The sequence below is a fragment of the Microbacterium sp. 5K110 genome, assembly GCF_005774735.1.
Classification (GTDB): Bacteria; Actinomycetota; Actinomycetes; order Actinomycetales; family Microbacteriaceae; genus Microbacterium.
In genome coordinates, this window is the sequence record NZ_VBUM01000083.1 from 1 (window position 1) to 16,503 (window position 16,503).

General features: G+C 71.1%; 12 protein-coding genes and 2 pseudogenes. 8 read left to right on the top strand and 6 right to left on the bottom strand.

The features are described from left to right. Positions 1–105: 105 nt before the first annotated feature. Entirely contained in the window at positions 106–1,116 is a 1,011-nt protein-coding gene (locus FE256_RS14805) for an ATP-binding cassette domain-containing protein (protein WP_138177137.1), read from the top strand. Next, on the top strand, positions 1,113–1,916 hold the full coding sequence (locus FE256_RS14810) for an ABC transporter permease (protein ID WP_138177139.1): 804 nt from the start codon (positions 1,113–1,115) through the stop codon (positions 1,914–1,916). Before FE256_RS14805 ends, FE256_RS14810 begins: the two co-directional genes overlap by 4 nt. Here the strand turns inward: FE256_RS14810 and FE256_RS14815 are convergent. After that, positions 1,913–4,792 (bottom strand): ATP-binding protein, encoded by a 2,880-nt coding sequence (locus tag FE256_RS14815; protein ID WP_138177142.1) that lies wholly within the window; start codon positions 4,790–4,792, stop codon positions 1,913–1,915. The two genes, FE256_RS14810 and FE256_RS14815, sit on opposite strands and share 4 nt — an antisense overlap. A 286-nt stretch (positions 4,793–5,078) precedes the next feature. Then, positions 5,079–6,077 (bottom strand): LacI family DNA-binding transcriptional regulator, encoded by a 999-nt coding sequence (locus FE256_RS14820; RefSeq protein ID WP_171024362.1) that lies wholly within the window; start codon positions 6,075–6,077, stop codon positions 5,079–5,081. 200 nt (positions 6,078–6,277) lie between these two features. On the opposite strand from FE256_RS14820, the gene FE256_RS14825 reads away from it, so the two are divergent. Genes FE256_RS14825 through FE256_RS14840 form a run of 4 tightly spaced genes read left to right on the top strand, consistent with a single transcriptional unit; the run spans position 6,278 to position 11,918 of the window. Next, the gene (locus tag FE256_RS14825; RefSeq protein WP_138177148.1) at positions 6,278–7,537 is read left to right on the top strand and encodes an MFS transporter; all 1,260 of its coding nucleotides are present in this window, start codon (positions 6,278–6,280) and stop codon (positions 7,535–7,537) included. Further along, positions 7,534–9,162, top strand: a complete 1,629-nt coding sequence (locus tag FE256_RS14830; RefSeq protein WP_138177151.1) for an amidohydrolase — start codon at positions 7,534–7,536, stop codon at positions 9,160–9,162. The genes FE256_RS14825 and FE256_RS14830 overlap by 4 nt, the downstream gene beginning before the upstream one ends. Before the next feature lie 33 nt (positions 9,163–9,195). Next, positions 9,196–10,230 (top strand): agmatine deiminase family protein, encoded by a 1,035-nt coding sequence (locus tag FE256_RS14835; protein WP_138177153.1) that lies wholly within the window; start codon positions 9,196–9,198, stop codon positions 10,228–10,230. Then, on the top strand, positions 10,227–11,918 hold the full coding sequence (locus tag FE256_RS14840) for an amidase (protein WP_138177156.1): 1,692 nt from the start codon (positions 10,227–10,229) through the stop codon (positions 11,916–11,918). Before FE256_RS14835 ends, FE256_RS14840 begins: the two co-directional genes overlap by 4 nt. A 143-nt stretch (positions 11,919–12,061) precedes the next feature. Here FE256_RS14840 and FE256_RS14845 read toward each other — a convergent pair whose 3' ends face one another. Together FE256_RS14845 and FE256_RS14850 are read right to left on the bottom strand one after the other, a co-directional pair. Continuing rightward, positions 12,062–12,367: a helix-turn-helix domain-containing protein gene (locus FE256_RS14845; RefSeq protein ID WP_138177159.1), complete on the bottom strand. Its 306-nt coding sequence runs from the start codon at positions 12,365–12,367 to the stop codon at positions 12,062–12,064. A 5-nt stretch (positions 12,368–12,372) separates the two neighbouring features. Then, entirely contained in the window at positions 12,373–12,747 is a 375-nt protein-coding gene (locus FE256_RS14850) for a type II toxin-antitoxin system RelE/ParE family toxin (RefSeq protein WP_138177168.1), read from the bottom strand. Between the two features lie 81 nt (positions 12,748–12,828). On the opposite strand from FE256_RS14850, the pseudogene FE256_RS18685 reads away from it, so the two are divergent. Both FE256_RS18685 and FE256_RS14855 read left to right on the top strand, forming a co-directional pair. Further along, a pseudogene (locus FE256_RS18685) lies at positions 12,829–13,119 on the top strand (hypothetical protein); the annotation flags it as partial. Between the two features lie 205 nt (positions 13,120–13,324). Further along, on the top strand, positions 13,325–13,645 hold the full coding sequence (locus FE256_RS14855; protein ID WP_138177162.1) for a hypothetical protein: 321 nt from the start codon (positions 13,325–13,327) through the stop codon (positions 13,643–13,645). Positions 13,646–13,752: 107 nt separating this feature from the next. Here FE256_RS14855 and FE256_RS14860 read toward each other — a convergent pair whose 3' ends face one another. Beyond that, positions 13,753–15,078 carry a hypothetical protein gene (locus tag FE256_RS14860; RefSeq protein WP_138177165.1) on the bottom strand — a complete coding sequence of 442 codons (1,326 nt, stop codon included), beginning with the start codon at positions 15,076–15,078 and terminating at the stop codon, positions 13,753–13,755. Positions 15,079–15,269: 191 nt separating this feature from the next. Further along, positions 15,270–16,503: pseudogene (locus FE256_RS18250) on the bottom strand (hypothetical protein); the annotation flags it as partial.

Here is a 16,503-nt window from a genome sequence, read left to right on the forward strand (position 1 = left end):
GCCGCCCACCTCAGCACCGCGGCCGCCCACCGCGTGACAGCGCCGTGACAGTACCCACCCCGCCGTGACAGCGGCGCGACAGCACCCTCGGCGCATCCTGTCGTCATGACCACTCCAACCTCCCGCGTTCCCGCGGTGCGAGCCGAAGGGCTCGTCAAGACGTTCGGCTCGAACAGGGCCGTCGACGGCGTCGATCTCGTCGTCGAAGCCGGGACCGTCTACGGCGTTCTCGGCCCCAACGGTGCCGGTAAGACCACCACCATCAGCATGCTCACGACGCTGCTCCGTCCCGACGGCGGACGGGCCGAGATCTTCGGCCACGACGTCGTCAAGGAAGCGCACGTCGTCCGACAGCTCATCGGCCTGACGGGGCAGTTCGCGTCCGTCGATGAGAAGCTCTCGGCCACCGAGAACCTCATGATCTTCGGCCGGCTCCTCGGGCTCTCGCGCGCCGACGCCCGCCGCAAGGCGACGGACCTGCTGGAGGAGTTCGGCCTGACCGAGGCCGCCTCCCGGCCGCTCGCGAAGTTCTCCGGCGGCATGCGTCGTCGCCTCGACCTCGCGGCATCCCTCATCGCCCAGCCGCCGCTCATCTTCCTCGACGAGCCGACGACCGGCCTCGACCCCCGCACCCGCGGGCAGATGTGGGACACGATCCGACGTCTCGTCGCGACCGGCTCCACGGTCGTGCTCACGACGCAGTACCTCGACGAGGCCGACCAGCTCGCCGACCGCATCGCCGTGATCGACCGCGGACGCGTCGTCGCCGAGGGCACGGCGCTCGAGCTCAAGGCATCCGTCGGTCAGGCCTCGCTCGTGCTGCGCCTGAAGCCGGGCTCCGACCTCGATACCGCCCGTGCGACGATCGGCCGGGTCCTGGATGCCACGGCCATCGTGTCTCCGGAGGCGGCGCGCCTCACCGTGCCGATGTCCGACCCCGACCAGGTCACCGATCTGCTCGTCGCGTTCCGCGACGCGGGCGTGCACTTGAGCGAGTTCAGCGTGCAGCAGCCCACCCTCGACGAGGTGTTCCTCACCCTGACCGGCACCGGAGTGCCGGCTGATGACGACGCGGCGCGCGCAAGCGCCGCCGACCTGGAAGGAGTCCGCGCATGACCGCCATCACCGTTCCCCGTGACCTGCCCCGCACCGCGGGACTCGGACTGACGCTCCGCAACACTTTCACGATGGCGGGCCGCGGTCTGCTGAAGATCCGTCGGACTCCCGAGCAGCTCATCGACGTCACGGTGCAGCCGATCCTGTTCACGCTGATGTTCACGTACATCTTCGGCGGCGCGATCGCCGGCGACGTGCAGAGCTACTTGCCGATCATCATCCCCGGCATCCTGGTCCAGACCGTGATCACGACTTCCGTCGTCACGGGCGTGCAGTTGCGCGAAGACATGGACAAGGGCGTGTTCGACCGGTTCCGGTCGCTGCCGATCGCCCGCATCGCGCCGCTGTCGGGGGCGCTGCTCGCCGACACCGTCCGGTACGCGATCGCCACGACCCTGACCTTCGCGATGGGGTTCATCATGGGCTTCCGGCCCGAGGGCGGCCTCAGTGCCGTCATCGTGGCGGGACTGCTCGTCATCGTGTGCTCGTGGGCGATCAGCTGGATCTTCGCCTTCTTCGGGGTCATCGCCCGTTCCGCCTCGAGCGTGCAGGGAGTCTCGATGCTCATCCTGTTCCCGCTCACGTTCCTCTCGAACGCGTTCGTCCCCGCGAACACGATGCCCTCGTGGCTGCAATGGTTCGTCGACGTCAACCCGGTCTCGCACCTGGTCACGGCGGTGCGCGACCTCGTCAACGCGGGGACGCTCGGCGCGGACGCCGCCATCTCGCTCGTCGGGGCAGCCGTGATCGTGGCGGTCTTCGCCCCGCTCACCGTCCGCGCCTACATGCGGAAGGCTTAATCGAGCAGGCCCGCGAGCACGTCGGCATCCACCTCGCCCAGCGCGGCGGGCGGGATGCCGGGCGCGGATGCCGGAACTCCTCCGGCATCCGCGCTGAGGCGTTCCTCCACCCAGCGTCGGAAGGGCTCGCGCTCGTCGGCGGCACCGCGGACGGCCTCGGCTCGGGCGAGCGCCTCGCGAGCGACCTCGGGTCGGCCCGCGGCGACGTTCCACCCCGCGACGGCGACGAGCACGGAAGCGACGATCGGATGGTCGCGCGAGCGCACGGCGAGGGGCAGGGCTTCGCGCAGTGCGGCCCGGGCGTCGTCGCGACGGCCGAGCAGCAGCAGCGCCTCCGCGCGTTGCGCTCCCGCCCAGGCCGTGATCTGTTCGGGGAACCCGGGCTCCGGGCTGATTCGGTCGGCGTGGGCCAGCGCGGCCGCTCCGTCGCCCGCGGCGATCTCCACCTGTGTCGCGGCCATGCGCGCCTGGATCACGGCGCGGACGGAACCGTCGGCGGCGGCGACCGACCCGATGTCGGCGGTGCGGGCGCGTGCCTCGTCGAGTCGGCCCAGCCGGAGCAGGATGCCGACGGCCTGGGTCCGCTGCTGCAGCAGGTCGGACACCGACGACAGGCCCGCGACGACGTCAAGGGCCCGGTCAGTCACCTCGAGCGCCTCGTCGAGGCGGCCGGCGAGCATGAGCCACTCCGCCCGGAGCTGGCTCGCGATCCCGATGCCCCAGGGGTCGCCCACCTCGGTGAACATGCGGAGGGCCCGCTCGCTCTCGCTCCCGAGCGCGGTCGTGTCGCCGGCGTTCGCCGCGGCGCCGGCCCGCAGCACCCGCAGGGTCGCTCTCGACCACATCGGGGCGGCCTCGATCTCGGTGTCGGCGACATCGACGTGCCACGTGCGCCCGGCGCCGTCGGCCTCGAGGATCGTTTCGGCCAGACGCAGCAGGGGAGCAACGAGCACGCTCACCTCGGACGGATGCCGGAGGGCGGCGGCCTCCACCTCGAGGCGACGCGCGGCGAAGGCCGCGGGATCGGTCCGCGCCACGACCCCGGGCCCGGGGAACGAGGCCGAGAACAGCACCAGTGCCTCGATCACCACACCCGGCTCGTCGTCGAGCGGCCCGTGCGGGTCGGCGAACACCGCGAGAGCCGGGCGCAGCTCCTCGACGCGTTCGCGCACCGCCCAGGCCCACAGCAGCGCCCGCAGCAGGCGCCGACCCGCGCGTCGGTCCTGACCGACCGAACGCGTGCGCAGCGCCGACGACAGGTTCTCCTCGTTGGCGTCGAACCACTCCAGCCCGGCGCGCAGTCCCGGCCCGCGCATCGTGCTCTCGTGCTCCGCCGCGAGAGTCGTGAGCACGTCGGCCGCGCGCTCGCGGAACGCGGTCTCGGCTCCCTCGGCGCGCAGCCGGTCGAGCCCGTACTCGCGCACCGTCTCGAGCAGCCGGAAGCGGCCGTCCCTTCGGACGAGCAGCGACCGGTCGACGAGGGCGTCGAACACGGTGGCATCCACGTCGAACGCCGTCGCGATGGCGGAGGCATCCGCGCTGCCGATCCCGTCGGGGAACACCGACGCGGCCCGGAGGGCCACCCGCTCGGCATCGGTGAGGGTGTCCCAGCTCCAGTCGATCAGCGCCCGCAGCGTTCGATGCCGGTCGGGGCTCAGGCGAGGACCGTGCGCCAGAAGAGCGAAGCGGTCGGTGAGGCCGGTGTCGATCTCTTCGAGGGTGAGGGTCCGAGCGCGCGCGGCGGCGAGCTCGATCGCGAGGGGGAGGCCGTCGAGGCGCCGGACGATGCTCTCGGCCGTGGACTGCTCGTCGGGGGACGGCGGGGTCCCCCGGGCAGACCGCACCCGCCGCGCGAAGAGCTCGTCTGCGTCGAGAGCGGGCAGGGGGCCGAGATCGACGAACGCCTCACCGACGACGCCGAGGGGTTCACGGCTCGTCGCGAGGATCCGCAACCCGGGCGTGCTGAGCAGGAGGGCATGGGCGACCTCGGCGGCTTCGAGGATCACGTGCTCGCAGTTGTCGAGCAGCACGACGACGTCGCGGCCGGCGACGGCGTCGAGGACGCGCTCGCGGGGGGTCGCCGGCGGGGCGGCGGTGGTCTCGTTCAGGCGGATGCCGTGTCCGACGGCGCCCGCGAGGGCTGCCCACACCTCGCCCGGCGCGGCCGGGGCGAGCTCGACGATCAGGGCATCGGGGGCGCCCCGCACGGTCTCGAGGGCGAGCGTGGTCTTGCCTGCACCGCCGGGGCCGATCAGGGTCACCAGCCGGTCCGTCGCGAGGCGCTCGCGGATCGCGTCCAGCTCGCTCGTCCGCCCGACGAGTTCGGCGATGGGGGCCGGAACCGCAGGGGCCGGAACCGCAGGGGCTGTGACGGCGGACGGGGCGACGGATGCGGCCGGGGTGAGGGAGGCGGCGAGCCGCTCGGCGTGGCCGCGGTCCTCCCAGAGGTCGCGCACGAGCCAGTCGAAGCCCTCGTGCGGTGTCCAGGGGTCGCCGACCCACAACGACAGAGCGTCGCGCGCGAGCCGTGCCGCCTCCGCGGTATCGCCGGTGGCGCGGGCGGCGGCCACGGCATCCTGGAATCGGGTCACGTCGATGTCGTCGCGCGGGAGTTCGAGCCGGTACCCGCCCGGCGTCGACGACAGCGTCGCCGGCGGCAGGGCCCGGCGCAGGCGCGACGCGAGCGATTGCAATGCGGCGCGGGGATCCTCGGGGGCGTCCGACGGCCAGACGTCGTCGGTCAGCGCGCGGTACCCGACGGTGGTTCCGGCGTCCACGGCGAGGCGCAGCAGCAGCGCCTGCTGCCCGCGTCCGGGGACCGCCGCCTCCCCCGCGTCCGACGACACGGAGAGGCCGCCGAAGAACCTCACCTGCACGCTGTTCACTCTAGGTCGCGCCGCGCTCGCGCTCCCGCTCCGCGCCTCCCCTCCGCCGTCCGCGCGCCGCCGTCCGTGCCTCCGTGCCGTCCCCGGGCGGTCCCAAGACGCCGAGACTGCATCTGCCTGACAAACCCACTGCAGGCTGCAATGGACTTGTCAGGAGGATGCAGTCTCGGCGATCCTGCCCGACCCGGACGCGGCGGCGACCCGGACGCGGCGGCGACCCGGACGCGGCGGCGACCCGGACGCGGCGGCGACCCGGACGCGGCCACCCGACCCGGCGTCAGCCGCGCGACGTGCTCGCCCGCACGACGAGCCGCGGCTCGGTCACCCGGACGCGGTCGGCGGGGCCGTCGGCATCCCACACCTCCGCCAGCAGTGCGACGCAGGCTGCACCGAAGTCGCGGGGCTCGAGGTCGAACGACGTCACGCTCGGGGTGAGCAGGGCGTGCATCGGCTCGTCCACGTAGGCGGCGAGCAGCAGGTCGTCGCCGACGCGGCGTCCGGCGCGGGCGGCGGAGTCGAGAGCGGGAGCCGCCGAACCGCTCGGCACGACGACGAGGGCGTCGACGTCTTCGGTGGCGAGCACGTCGTCGACGGCGGCGGCGACCTCGTCGGCGGTGGGGACGAACGCGATGCGCCGTGAGATCGGGATGCCGTCGTGCCCGGCGACCCACGCGGTGTACGCGCGGTCGATGTCGCGGCTCCAGGCCGTGCCGTCGGGCGGCAGCACTGCACCGATCTGCTGCGCACCGGCCGCGGCGAGGTGGTCGAGCAGGCGGGTCATCGCGCTCGCATGGTCGGAGACGACGCTCGCGCTCACCCGGTCGTCGCCGCCGAGCACGTGCTCGCCGCTGACGACGGGGCGTCCGGTGTCGAGGATCGCCCGGATGCCGGCATCCTCCGTCGTGGCATCGACGACGACGTACCCGTCGACGAAGGCCGTGGAGGCGGTTTCGTCGTCGGAGTCCCGGTGGGGGAGCAGGATGACCGAGAGTCCGAGGCGGTCGGCGGCATCCACCACGCCGAAGGCGAACTCGGTGTAGTACGGCAGTCGCGTCGACCCGGGTGGTAGGTAGAGGCCGACGGCGCCGTAGCGGGCCGTGCGCAGGCTGCGCGCCGGGACGTTGACGGTGTAGTTCAGCTCGCGCGCGACGGCGAGGACCCGGTCGCGTGTCTCGGGCGAGACCCCCGGTTTGTCGCGCAGGGCGAAGGATGCCGCCGCGATCGACACACCGGCGGCCGCGGCCACGTCGTGGAGCGTCGGCTTTCGGGGGGTCACGTGTGCCGACGCTACCCGACTGCCGAACGGGGTCTTGCGCGCGCGACAACTTAAACGTTTAATGTCCCTGAAACACCACGGGCGAGAGAACCGAAACACCCGGTCTCTAGCCTCGGCCTCATCCGGTCGCGATCGACGACGATCCGCCCGGGGCCCCACACCGCTGCGCCGGTCCGCCGGCACCTTCCGAAAGGTCCCTCGTGTCCTCCACCACCCGTGACGCGGCGACGGTCGCCGCCGCCGGCTCCGCCCGCGTTCCCCTGCGCCTTCCCACCGCGAGCTCGACGTTCATCGTCGGCATCGCCGGCTACCTCGGCGTCAACCTCTCGCCGTACATGATCATCGCCGTGCAGCAGGGCATGGATGCCGACGTCCTCACCGCGAGCTGGCTCGTCACCGGTGCCCTGCTGCTCACGGCCCTGACCGGTCTCGCGGTCGCGCCGCTGTGCGCCGGTCGCTCGCGCCGTACGGTCGCCCGCGTCGGACTGCTGCTCGCCGTCGTCGGCTTCGGCCTGGCCGCACTGGTACCGGCCGTGCTGCTCCCCGGCCTCCTCGTCGGCGGGGTCGGCGCGGGCGGGGCGGTCGCCGCCTCGGGTGCGGCGATCGCGGCGTTCCGCAACCCCGATCGGGTCGCCGGCTTCTACGGCCTGGCCAACCGCGGCATCATCACCGTCGTCCTCGCGGTCGTGCCGATGATCGGGCTCGCCCCGATCGACGTGTTCGGGTCGATGGCGGTGTTCAGCCTCGTCGCTCTCGTGCTCGTGATGTGGCTCCCCGGCGCTCCCGCCGCCCCGGTGCACGTCGCGGCTGCGGCCGGTGCGGCGGTGCCGCTCGAGATTCCGCCCACCGGAAGCGTGCACACCGCGGCGAAGCCTTCGCGCAGCGTGACGATCGCGGGCTTCACGCTGCTCGTCGTCTTCGCCCTGTGGGCCGCGAGCGAGGACTCGCTGTGGGCGATGGCCGGGGTCATGGGTGCCGATCATACCGGGCTCACGCCCGAGGGACTCGGCATCGCGCTCTCCGGTGCCACGGCGGGCGGCCTCATCGCCTCGATCGCGCTCATGATCGTGGGAGACCGCCTGGGTCGTGGCATCCCGCTCATCGTGCTGCTGGTGATCGGCGGCATCCTGAAGATCGTCCAGGGCCACATCTCGGACCCCACCCTGTTCGTCGTCGTCTTCATCGTGTGGAACACCACGTACGCCCTGGTCTTCGCCTTCTTCATCTCGACGTCGGCCGCCCTCGACGCCGACGGGCGTTGGTCGGGGCCGCTCCTGGCCACCTACCTCGTCGGCTCGGCGCTGACGCCCGTGATCGGTGCCAACCTCGTCGCGGCCCTCGGCTACCAGGGCTTCACCCTGACGCTCGCGATCGCGAGCTTCGTGCTGGCCGTTCCCGCAGGCATCATCGGTCTCCTTTCGCGGCGCGTCGAGCGTCAGGCGGCGGAGGTGGCCGCATGACCCGCACGATCTATCGCGGCGGCCGCATCTTCACGGCCGCCACCGCTCCCGACGCGCAGTGGACGCACGCGGTCGCGATCGAGGGGGAGCGCATCGTCGCGATCGGCGACGCCGCCGAGACCGGTGGGGGCGTCACGGTCGACCTCGACGGCGCGCTCGTGCTCCCCGGCTTCACCGACGCGCACACGCACCTGCTGATGCTCGGTGCGTCGCTCGGACAGGTCGCCCTCACGGAGGCGCGGACGCTCGACGACATCCAGGAGCTGCTGCGCGAGGCGCGCGCCGCCGACCCCGACGCCCCCGTGCTGCGCGGTCGCGGCTGGCTCTTCGACTCGGTGCCGGGCGGAGCTCCGACGGCAGCGATGATCGACGCCGTCGTGGCCGACGTGCCGGTGTACCTGGATGCCAACGACTACCATTCCTGCTGGGTGAACACCGCCGCTCTGGCGGAGCTCGGCATCACGCGAGACACCCCCGATCCGCTCGGCGGGGCGATCGGCCGCGACGAGGACGGCGAGCCGAACGGCATGCTGTTCGAGACGGCGGCGGTGCAGTACGCCTGGGGTCAGCGCGATGCCTCGATGACGGATGCCGAGCGCGACGAGGCCGTCGAACGGGTGCTGGCCGCGTACGCCGCCGCCGGCGTCACGGGCGTGGTCGACATGGCGTTCGACGAGCACGCGCTCGCCGCGATCGAGCGGGCCATCGAGCGTCACGGCGGAGAGCTGCCGCTGCGCGTGTCGGCGCACTGGCTGCTCGAGAACACCGGCGACCTCGAACGCAACCTGGCGCAGCTCGATCGTGTGGTCGAGCTCGCGGCCCGCCCCGCCTCGCCCTGGCTGCGAGTCGTGGGCGTGAAGCTCATCCTCGACGGCGTCATCGACGCGTGCACCGCGGCGATGGGCGCCCCGTACGCCGACGGCTCGAACGCCGATCCGATCTGGCCGCTCGCCGACCTCGCGCCGATCGTCGCGGCCGCCGACGCCGCGGGGCTCCAGATCGCGATGCACGCGATCGGCGACGCGGCGAGCGACGCCGCGCTGACCGCGATCGAGCGGGCGATCGAGGCGAACGGCGACATCCCCCGTCGCCACCGCCTCGAACACCTGGAGTACGCCGCGCCCGGCACGGCCGAGCGCATGGCGCGGCTCGGGGTCACGGCATCCCTGCAGCCCGTGCACGCTGATCCGGCGATCTTCGCGAACTGGGCCGCGATGCTCGGCGACGAGCGCGTGGAGCGTGCGTTCGCGTGGCCCGAGTACGAGGAGGCGGGTGCGCTCGTGGCGTTCTCGACCGACGCCCCGACCGCGCCGCACAGCGCGCTCGCGAACATGTACGTCGCGGCGACCCGCGCCTCGGCGCTCGATCCGTCGGTGCCGGCGATCCACCCGCACTACGCCCTGCCCCTCGAGAGCGCGATCGCCCACGCGACCCGGGATGCCGCGGCCTCGGTCGGAGATGCGGACTGGCGCGGCCGGCTGGCTCCGGGCTTTGCGGCCGATCTCGTGGTGATCGACACCGACCCGTTCGCCGCGGGCGCGGCATCCCTCCTCACCACCCGGGTGACCGAGACGATCGTCGCCGGCCGCCCCGTCTTCCCCCCGACGATCCATGATGTGGTGTGACGGGATGACCGCCCCGACCCCGGAGGAGAACCGATGACCTGGCGGATGCCGAGCGAGACCGCCCCGCACACCCGCACGTGGATGGCGTTCCCGAGCGAGGGCCCGACCCTGGGAGAAACGGATGCCGAGCGCGAGGCGGGCTACGCCGCCTGGGTCTCGGTCGCCCACGCCGTCGCCGCCTTCGAGCCGGTGTCGATGCTCGTCGACCCGAGCGAGCTGACCCGCGCCCGGCGGATGCTCGGCGACGGGATCGAGATCGTCGAGGCACCCGTGGACGAGTTCTGGCTGCGGGATTCGGGTCCGACATTCGTCGTCGACCCCGAACGGCCGGGCGTCCTCGGCGCCGTGGACTGGATCTTCAACGGATGGGGCGACCACGACTGGGCGGTGTGGGCGAAGGCCGCGCACCACGGCCGGATCATCGCCGAGGCCACGGGCGCCGAGCTTGTCTCGTCGCTGCTCGTCAACGAGGGCGGCGGCATCCATGTCGACGGTGAGGGCACCGTCCTGCTGACCGAGACCGTGCAGCTCGATCCGCGGCGCAACCGCTACGCCGACCGCGCGCACGTCGAGGCCGAGATGCTCCGCACGATCGGCGCCACGCACGCCGTGTGGCTGCCGCGCGGCCTCACCCGCGACTACGGCGACTTCGGCACGAGCGGGCACGTCGACATCGTCGCGACGATGCCGTCGCCGGGCACGGTTCTGCTGCACGACCAGCAGAATCCCGCCCACCCCGACCACGCGGTCTCGGCAGAGCTCCGGGCCTTCCTCGAGACGCAGACGGATGCCGCCGGCCGCCCGTTCGAGATCCGCGACCTGCCCGCACCCGCCACCGTGCGCGACGCCGAGGGCGACGTGGACTGGAGCTATGTGAACCACCTCGTCGTGAACGGCGGCGTGATCGCCTGTGGTTTCGGTGAAGAGGAAGCGGATGCCACGGCCCGCGGCATCCTCGAGGAGGTCTACCCGGGCCGCCGGGTCGTGACCGTCGACGCCCGCGAGCTGTTCGCGCGCGGCGGCGGCATCCACTGCATCACCCAGCAGCAGCCGGAGGTGTCGGCATGATCGACGTGGTCGAGGCGTCCATCGCCGATCTCGCCGCCGCCCTCGCCGAGCGCCGCACCACCGCCGTCGAGCTGGTCGAGGCGCACCTCGCGCGCATCGATGCGTACGACGGCCCCGACACCGAGACGAAGCTCAACGCCGTCGTCGTGCGCAATCCCGACGCGCTCGCCGAGGCGGCCGCGTCAGACGCCCGCCGCGCCGCGGGTGAGGCTCGGGGGCTGCTCGACGGCATCCCGTACACCGCCAAGGACAGCTACATGGTGCGCGGTCTCACGGTCGCCGCCGGAAGCCCGGCGTTCGCCGACCTCGTCGCGGCGGACGACGCGTTCACGATCGCGCGGCTGCGCGAGGCCGGCGCCATCTGCCTCGGGCTGACGAACATGCCCCCGATGGCGAACGGCGGCATGCAGCGTGGGCTGTACGGCCGCGCCGAGAGCCCGTACAACGCCGACTTCCTGACGTCGGCGTTCGCGTCGGGCTCGTCGAACGGGTCGGGCACCGCGACCGCCGCGTCGTTCGGCGTCTTCGGTCTGGGCGAGGAGACATGGTCGAGCGGCCGCGCGCCCGCTGCCTGCAACGGCCTGTGCGCGTACACGCCGTCGCGCGGCATGATCTCGGTGCGCGGCAACTGGCCGCTCGTCCCGACCATGGACGTCGTTGTGCCGCACACCCGCTCGATGGCCGACCTGCTCGCCGTGCTCGACGTGATCGCCGCCGACGACCCCGAGACGCGCGGCGACTTCTGGCGCGCGCAGCCGTGGGTTCCGCTGCCGTCCGTGGACGAGGTGCGGCCGCCGTCGTTCGCCGCGCTCGCCGGCCGCCCGTCGCTGAGGGGCAAGCGCATCGGCATCCCGCGCATGTTCGTCGGCGACGATCCGCTCGCGGGCACCGGCCCCCGTGGGGGCGGAGGGCCGACCGGTGAGCGAATCGAGCCGCGGCCGTCGCTGCTCGACCTGTGGGCGGCGGCGCGCGCGGACCTCGAGGCCGCCGGCGCGATCGTGGTCGATTGCGACTTCCCGCTCGTCAGCAACTACGAGGGTGACCGGCCGGGTGCATCGACGATCCGGACGCGGGGTCTGGTGTCGGACGAGTACCTGCACCGCGAGATCGTCGACCTGTCGGCGTGGGCGTGGGACGACTTCCTCCGCGCCAACGGTCACCCCGGCCTGGCGTCGGTGGACGGCGCGGCGATCTTCCCGCACCCCGAGGGCGCGCTGCCCGACCGGTACACCGGTTTCGACGACGACATCCCCGAGTATCCGGCGCACGTACGCGAGCACCCTGTGGCGTCGTTCACCGAGATCCCAGAGCTGGCCGAGGGGGTGCGCGGTCTGGAGGAGACCCGGCGCCGCGATCTGGAGGAGTGGATGGATGCCAACGGCTTCGCCGCCGTGGTCTTCCCGACGCTCACCGACGTGGCGCCGGCCGACGCCGACGTGAATCCCGCCTCGGCGGACATCGCGTGGCGCAACGGCGTGTGGGTCGCGACGGGCAACCTCGCGATCCGCCACTGCGGCGTGCCGACGGTGACGGTTCCGCTGGGGACGCTGCCGGACGTCGGGATGCCGAGCGGCCTGACGTTCGCGGGCCGCGCCTACGACGACGCGGCGCTGCTGTCGATGGCCGCGGCCTTCGAGGCGCTGTGTCCGCGGCGGACGGTGCCGCCGCGGACGCCGGCGCTGGGGTAGCGCGCTGCGGGGGCGCAGCCGAGGGGAGCCGCGTTCGGTGGCGTTGTCGGGGGTTGGGCGCGATTCGCGCGTTGGGGCGCAAATCGCCCGCCCCAATGCGCGGAATGCGCCCCAAACCGCTTGCTGGCCGGGTGACGCGAGATTCAGGCGACTTGGAGCCGCTGATCTCCCGCGACGTATTCAATGACCAGTTCGCCACCCACGGCATCGATGTACTTGCGGATCGTTCCGATCTTCGCGTTGTCGAGATCGCCGCGCTCGATCTTCGACACCTGCCGCTGTCCCACTCCGATGCGCTCCGCCAATTGCTCTTGCGTCAGGCCGATCGCTTCGCGCAGCTCGCGGAGGCGATGGGCCCGGATCTCGCCCAGCATGCGTTCCTTGTGGGCGTCGACGCGCTCCCGGTTGACGGGACGCTTCGCGAGAAGCTGCTCACGAGTCAGAGTCATTGCAGTCACCCTTCCTTCTTCTCTTTGCGGTCGGTCTTCTTGAGGTTGGCAAGGTGCGCGTCGAACCGGGCGTCGGCGAGAGGAATGTTCCTCCGGTACCAGCCCTTCCAATTGCCCGCTTTGTCGCCCGCTACGAGGAAGATCGCCTTACGTTCAGGATCGAATGCGAAGAGCACCCGCAGCTCGCTCCGACCGGACGAGCCTGGTCTGAGCTCTTTCATGTTCTTGTGCGTGGAGCCCTTGATCGAATCTGCGAGCGGACGTCTGAGCTGTGGTCCCTGCTCCTCGAGAAGCTCGATCGCGGCGACGACCTGCTCGTAGGAGTCCTCGTCGAGTGACATCAGCCAATCCTCGATCAGCTCGAGGTCGACGCTCCACATCGCCATAGTCTAGACCCTGGAAGTACTAGAGATGCCAGGTGGCGAGGGCCGCGACTCCTGCGCCCTGCCAGGATGGCGAGCATGGGGATCTTGCAACGGCTTTTCGGTGCGAAGCGGCCACCCGCGGAACACGTGGACGCCCCGACGGTTTCCGATTGGTCCAGCGTGGTGCCCGATCTCGTGAAGCTCTCTGGCACCACCACAATCGGGCGAGAGGCGATCGCGGCCTTTGTGCAACGGTGTGACCCCGACGACACGGGCTACATCGAAGCGGTCGGCTCCCTGCAGCGTGAGCCGAACAACCCGGTAGACCCTCATGCAGTCGCCGTGTTCGCGCAGGCGGAGCGCATCGGCTACCTTCCGGTCCACGTCGCGAAGGCCTTGGAGCTCTCCCCGCAGGGATCTCGACCCGTACGACTGCAGATCTTCACGCAGCTGCTGGAGAAGGGGCTGCGTGCCGAGGCATGGTGCTGGCTCGGTGAGGGGGGCGCCGGTCTGGCAGTGGTCCGAGCAGAAGAGGCCGCCTTTATCCGTGGGTGCCAAGCGCAGCGCCGGGCACCGACAACGCGACCGACTTGTGAGCGAAGCGCTGGCAGGAGGAGGCGATCGCGCCGAGCAGTTCAAGGCTGGGGCGATCGACGGGTTGCACTACTTGCAGGCGGTGGAGCCCATCAAACAGCTCAAGCGCGAGGGCAGGCTGAACGAAGCACTTGCGCTTTGCTACGTCGCCATTGAGGGAGCAGAGCGTGCGGCGCGGCGGGAGAAGACCTCGCCACCACCCTTTTACACCGAGCAGCAGCCATCGTGCATCGAAAGCTCGGCCAGCGTGACGAAGAGATCGCGGTGCTCCGCCGATATGTTGCGGCGTGCCCGCCCCGATATCAGGAGTCTTCGCTGAAGGCGCGACTGGAGAAGCTACTGGGGTGACTCGGTGAGGGCCTCGACATCTCGGTCTATAAGACATCTCGGTCTATAAGAGGCTTCACTCGAACCAAGAGTTGTCGTTCAACACGACCCGTCGACGTAGGTGACCGCCGAGGCGTTGTCCTTGTCGAGTTCGGCGAAGGCTGAGGTGACTCCGGCCGCGACGGTGCTCGCCCCCTTGCGCAGGATGCCGTCCGCGCCGAGGGTCAGGAGCGTGCCGACCGCGATGCTGTCGGTCGGGACGGTGGCATCCACGTCTCCGGTGGGGAAGGCGACGCCGGTGTCGGTCCACATGCGGCGGTGCATGCCGGTGCCGTCGACGTAGGTGACGTTGAGGTAGTTGCTCATGTCGAGTTCGGCGAAGGCCGAGGTCACGCCCGTGGTGACCGTGTTGCCGCCCTTGCGGAGCGTGCCGTCGGCGCCGAGCGTGAGGAGCGTCCCGACGGCGACGCTGTCGCCGGGGACGGTCTCGTCGACACGGCCCGCCGTGTACGCCGTGCCCGCGGCGGTCCACATGCGCCGGTGCATCCCGGTCGCGGTGACGTAGGTGACGTTGAGGTAGTTGTTCTTGTCGAGCTCGGCGAACGCGGAGGTCACGCCGCTGTCGATGGTGGCATCCAGCCGTCGCAGAACGCCGTCCGGACCGAGCGTGACGAACGTGCCCACCGCGACACTGTTCGCGGGGACCGTGGCGTCGACCTTCGCGCTGGGATAGGCGACGCCGGTGTCGGTCCACATGCGGCGGTGCATGCCGGTCGCATCGACGTAGGTGACGGTGAGGTAGTTGCTTCTCTCCACCTCGGCGAACGCCGATGTGACGCCGGTCGCGATGGTGGAGCTTCCCCGCCGAAGGATGCCGCTGGGGTCGAGCGTCACGAGCGTTCCGACCGCGCGGCTGCCGGTGGGCGCCGCGATGTCGACGCTGCCCGCGGCGGAGCCGGCGCCCGTGTTCGTCCACATTCGACGGCGAAGGTTCTGGGTGTTCGTGCTCGCGGGCACCGTGAGGGTGGCCACGGCCGTGGCGTCCGTCGTCGTGGCGGTGAGGGTGCCGGTGGTTCCGCCGACCTGCGCGCGGATCGCCGGCAGCGGGACACGGCCGGTCTCGTCCGGCACGCCGACGAACGTGCTCGCGCCGTTCGCGAAGCGGTATCCGGTGGAGGTGCTGACCGTCACGACCGCGCTCGCCGCCGCCCCGTCGACCGTGACGGACGCGCCGGTGATGTCGGTGCAGACCGTGCCGCTGTAGATGGCGCGGTCGAAGGTGAGCGTCGTCGTCGTGGACGCGGATGCCACGGGCGCGACGGTGGCGGCGGCGACGGCGGGGAGCGTCCACGCGGCGCCGGCCAGGACAGTTCGGCGGCTCGGACCCGAAGGGACGAGGGCAGACGGCTCGGGGGACGTGGTCATGCGGAGGCCCTTCGGCGGCTGGGGGACGGACCGTTGATTCTTCTATCCGCACGTGCCGCTATCGGTAGCTCTTCCGTGCAGGGGGAGTGGTGAGCACGCGTCAACGGCCGGGGAGGCCGCAGTAAAACCAAGGACCTGCAGCGCACACGGAAACTCACTTCGTGTGCGCTGCAGGGGAGGCTGCATGCGGTCTAGCAGCTCGGGACCTGGGTGTACTTGATGATCCAGCCACCGGTGTTGGTCGGCCAGCTCACGACATTGGTGACGTTGCTGGCGACGACGCCATTGCCATCGATGAGGTCCGTCCCGTCCAAAAAGTGAAAGTAGGGGCCGGGCAGCGGGACAGCGGTAGACGGAATTCCTGTGAACGTCCAGTGCCAGCTGTTTTGGTCGAAGGACTTTGCGACACCGTTCTCGGTGTATTTGATGATCCACCCCCCGTTGCTGATGGGCCAGCTGACGACGTTGGTGACCGCGCTGGCGAACACGCCGCTACTGGTGATGATGTCGGTGCCGTTGAGGAAGTAGCTGTACGCACCCGGCAGGGGGACCGCCGTCGACGGAATCCCCGTGAAGGTCCACTGATACCCAGTACTGTCGAGCGATTTCGCGACGCCGTTCTCGGTGTACTTCACGACCCATCCGCCGGAGTTGGTGGCCCAGCTCACGACATTCGTTACGCCGGTGGCGATCGTCGTGGGACCGTTCATGTTGATGATCTTGTCCCCGTCGAGGAAGAGAACGTAGGCGCCGGGCAGCGGGACGGCGGTGGAGGGGATACCGCTGAAAGTCCACTGGTACCCAGTATTGTCGAGCGATTTCGCGACACCGTTCTCCGTGTACTTCACGACCCATCCGCCGGTATTGGTGGCCCAGCTCACGACGTTCGTCACGCCAGTGGCGATCGTCGTCGGACCGTTCATGTTGATGATCTTGTCCCCGTCGAGGAAGAGAACGTAGGCGCCGGGCAGCGGGACGGCGGTGGAGGGGATACCGGGGAAGGTCCATCGGTAGTTGACCTGATCCAGAGATTTCGCCGACCAGACGTCCGGCGCGGATAGCGTGCTCGAGGTGACGGGGCTACCGGTCGTCATCGCAGATGCCGCCCCGCTGCCCCCCACGGAAGGAACGCTGATCTCCGGCAGATTCACGCGCCCGCTGCCGTCGCTGATCTGCGTGTTCGTCGTCGATCCGCCCGCGAACGTGTACCCGCCGCTCAACGTCGTGGTGACGGAGCGGCCGGCGGTGGGGACGCCGCCGACGGTGACGGTGACGTAGGCGCCGGTGATGGTGCTGCAGGCGGTGCCGGAGTAGCTGGCCTGGTTGAAGGCGAGAACGGCGGCGGTCGAGGCGGATGCCGCGGGGGCGACGGTGGCGACGGCGATGGCGGGGATGGTCCAGGCCGCGCCCTGCAGGATCGTGCGG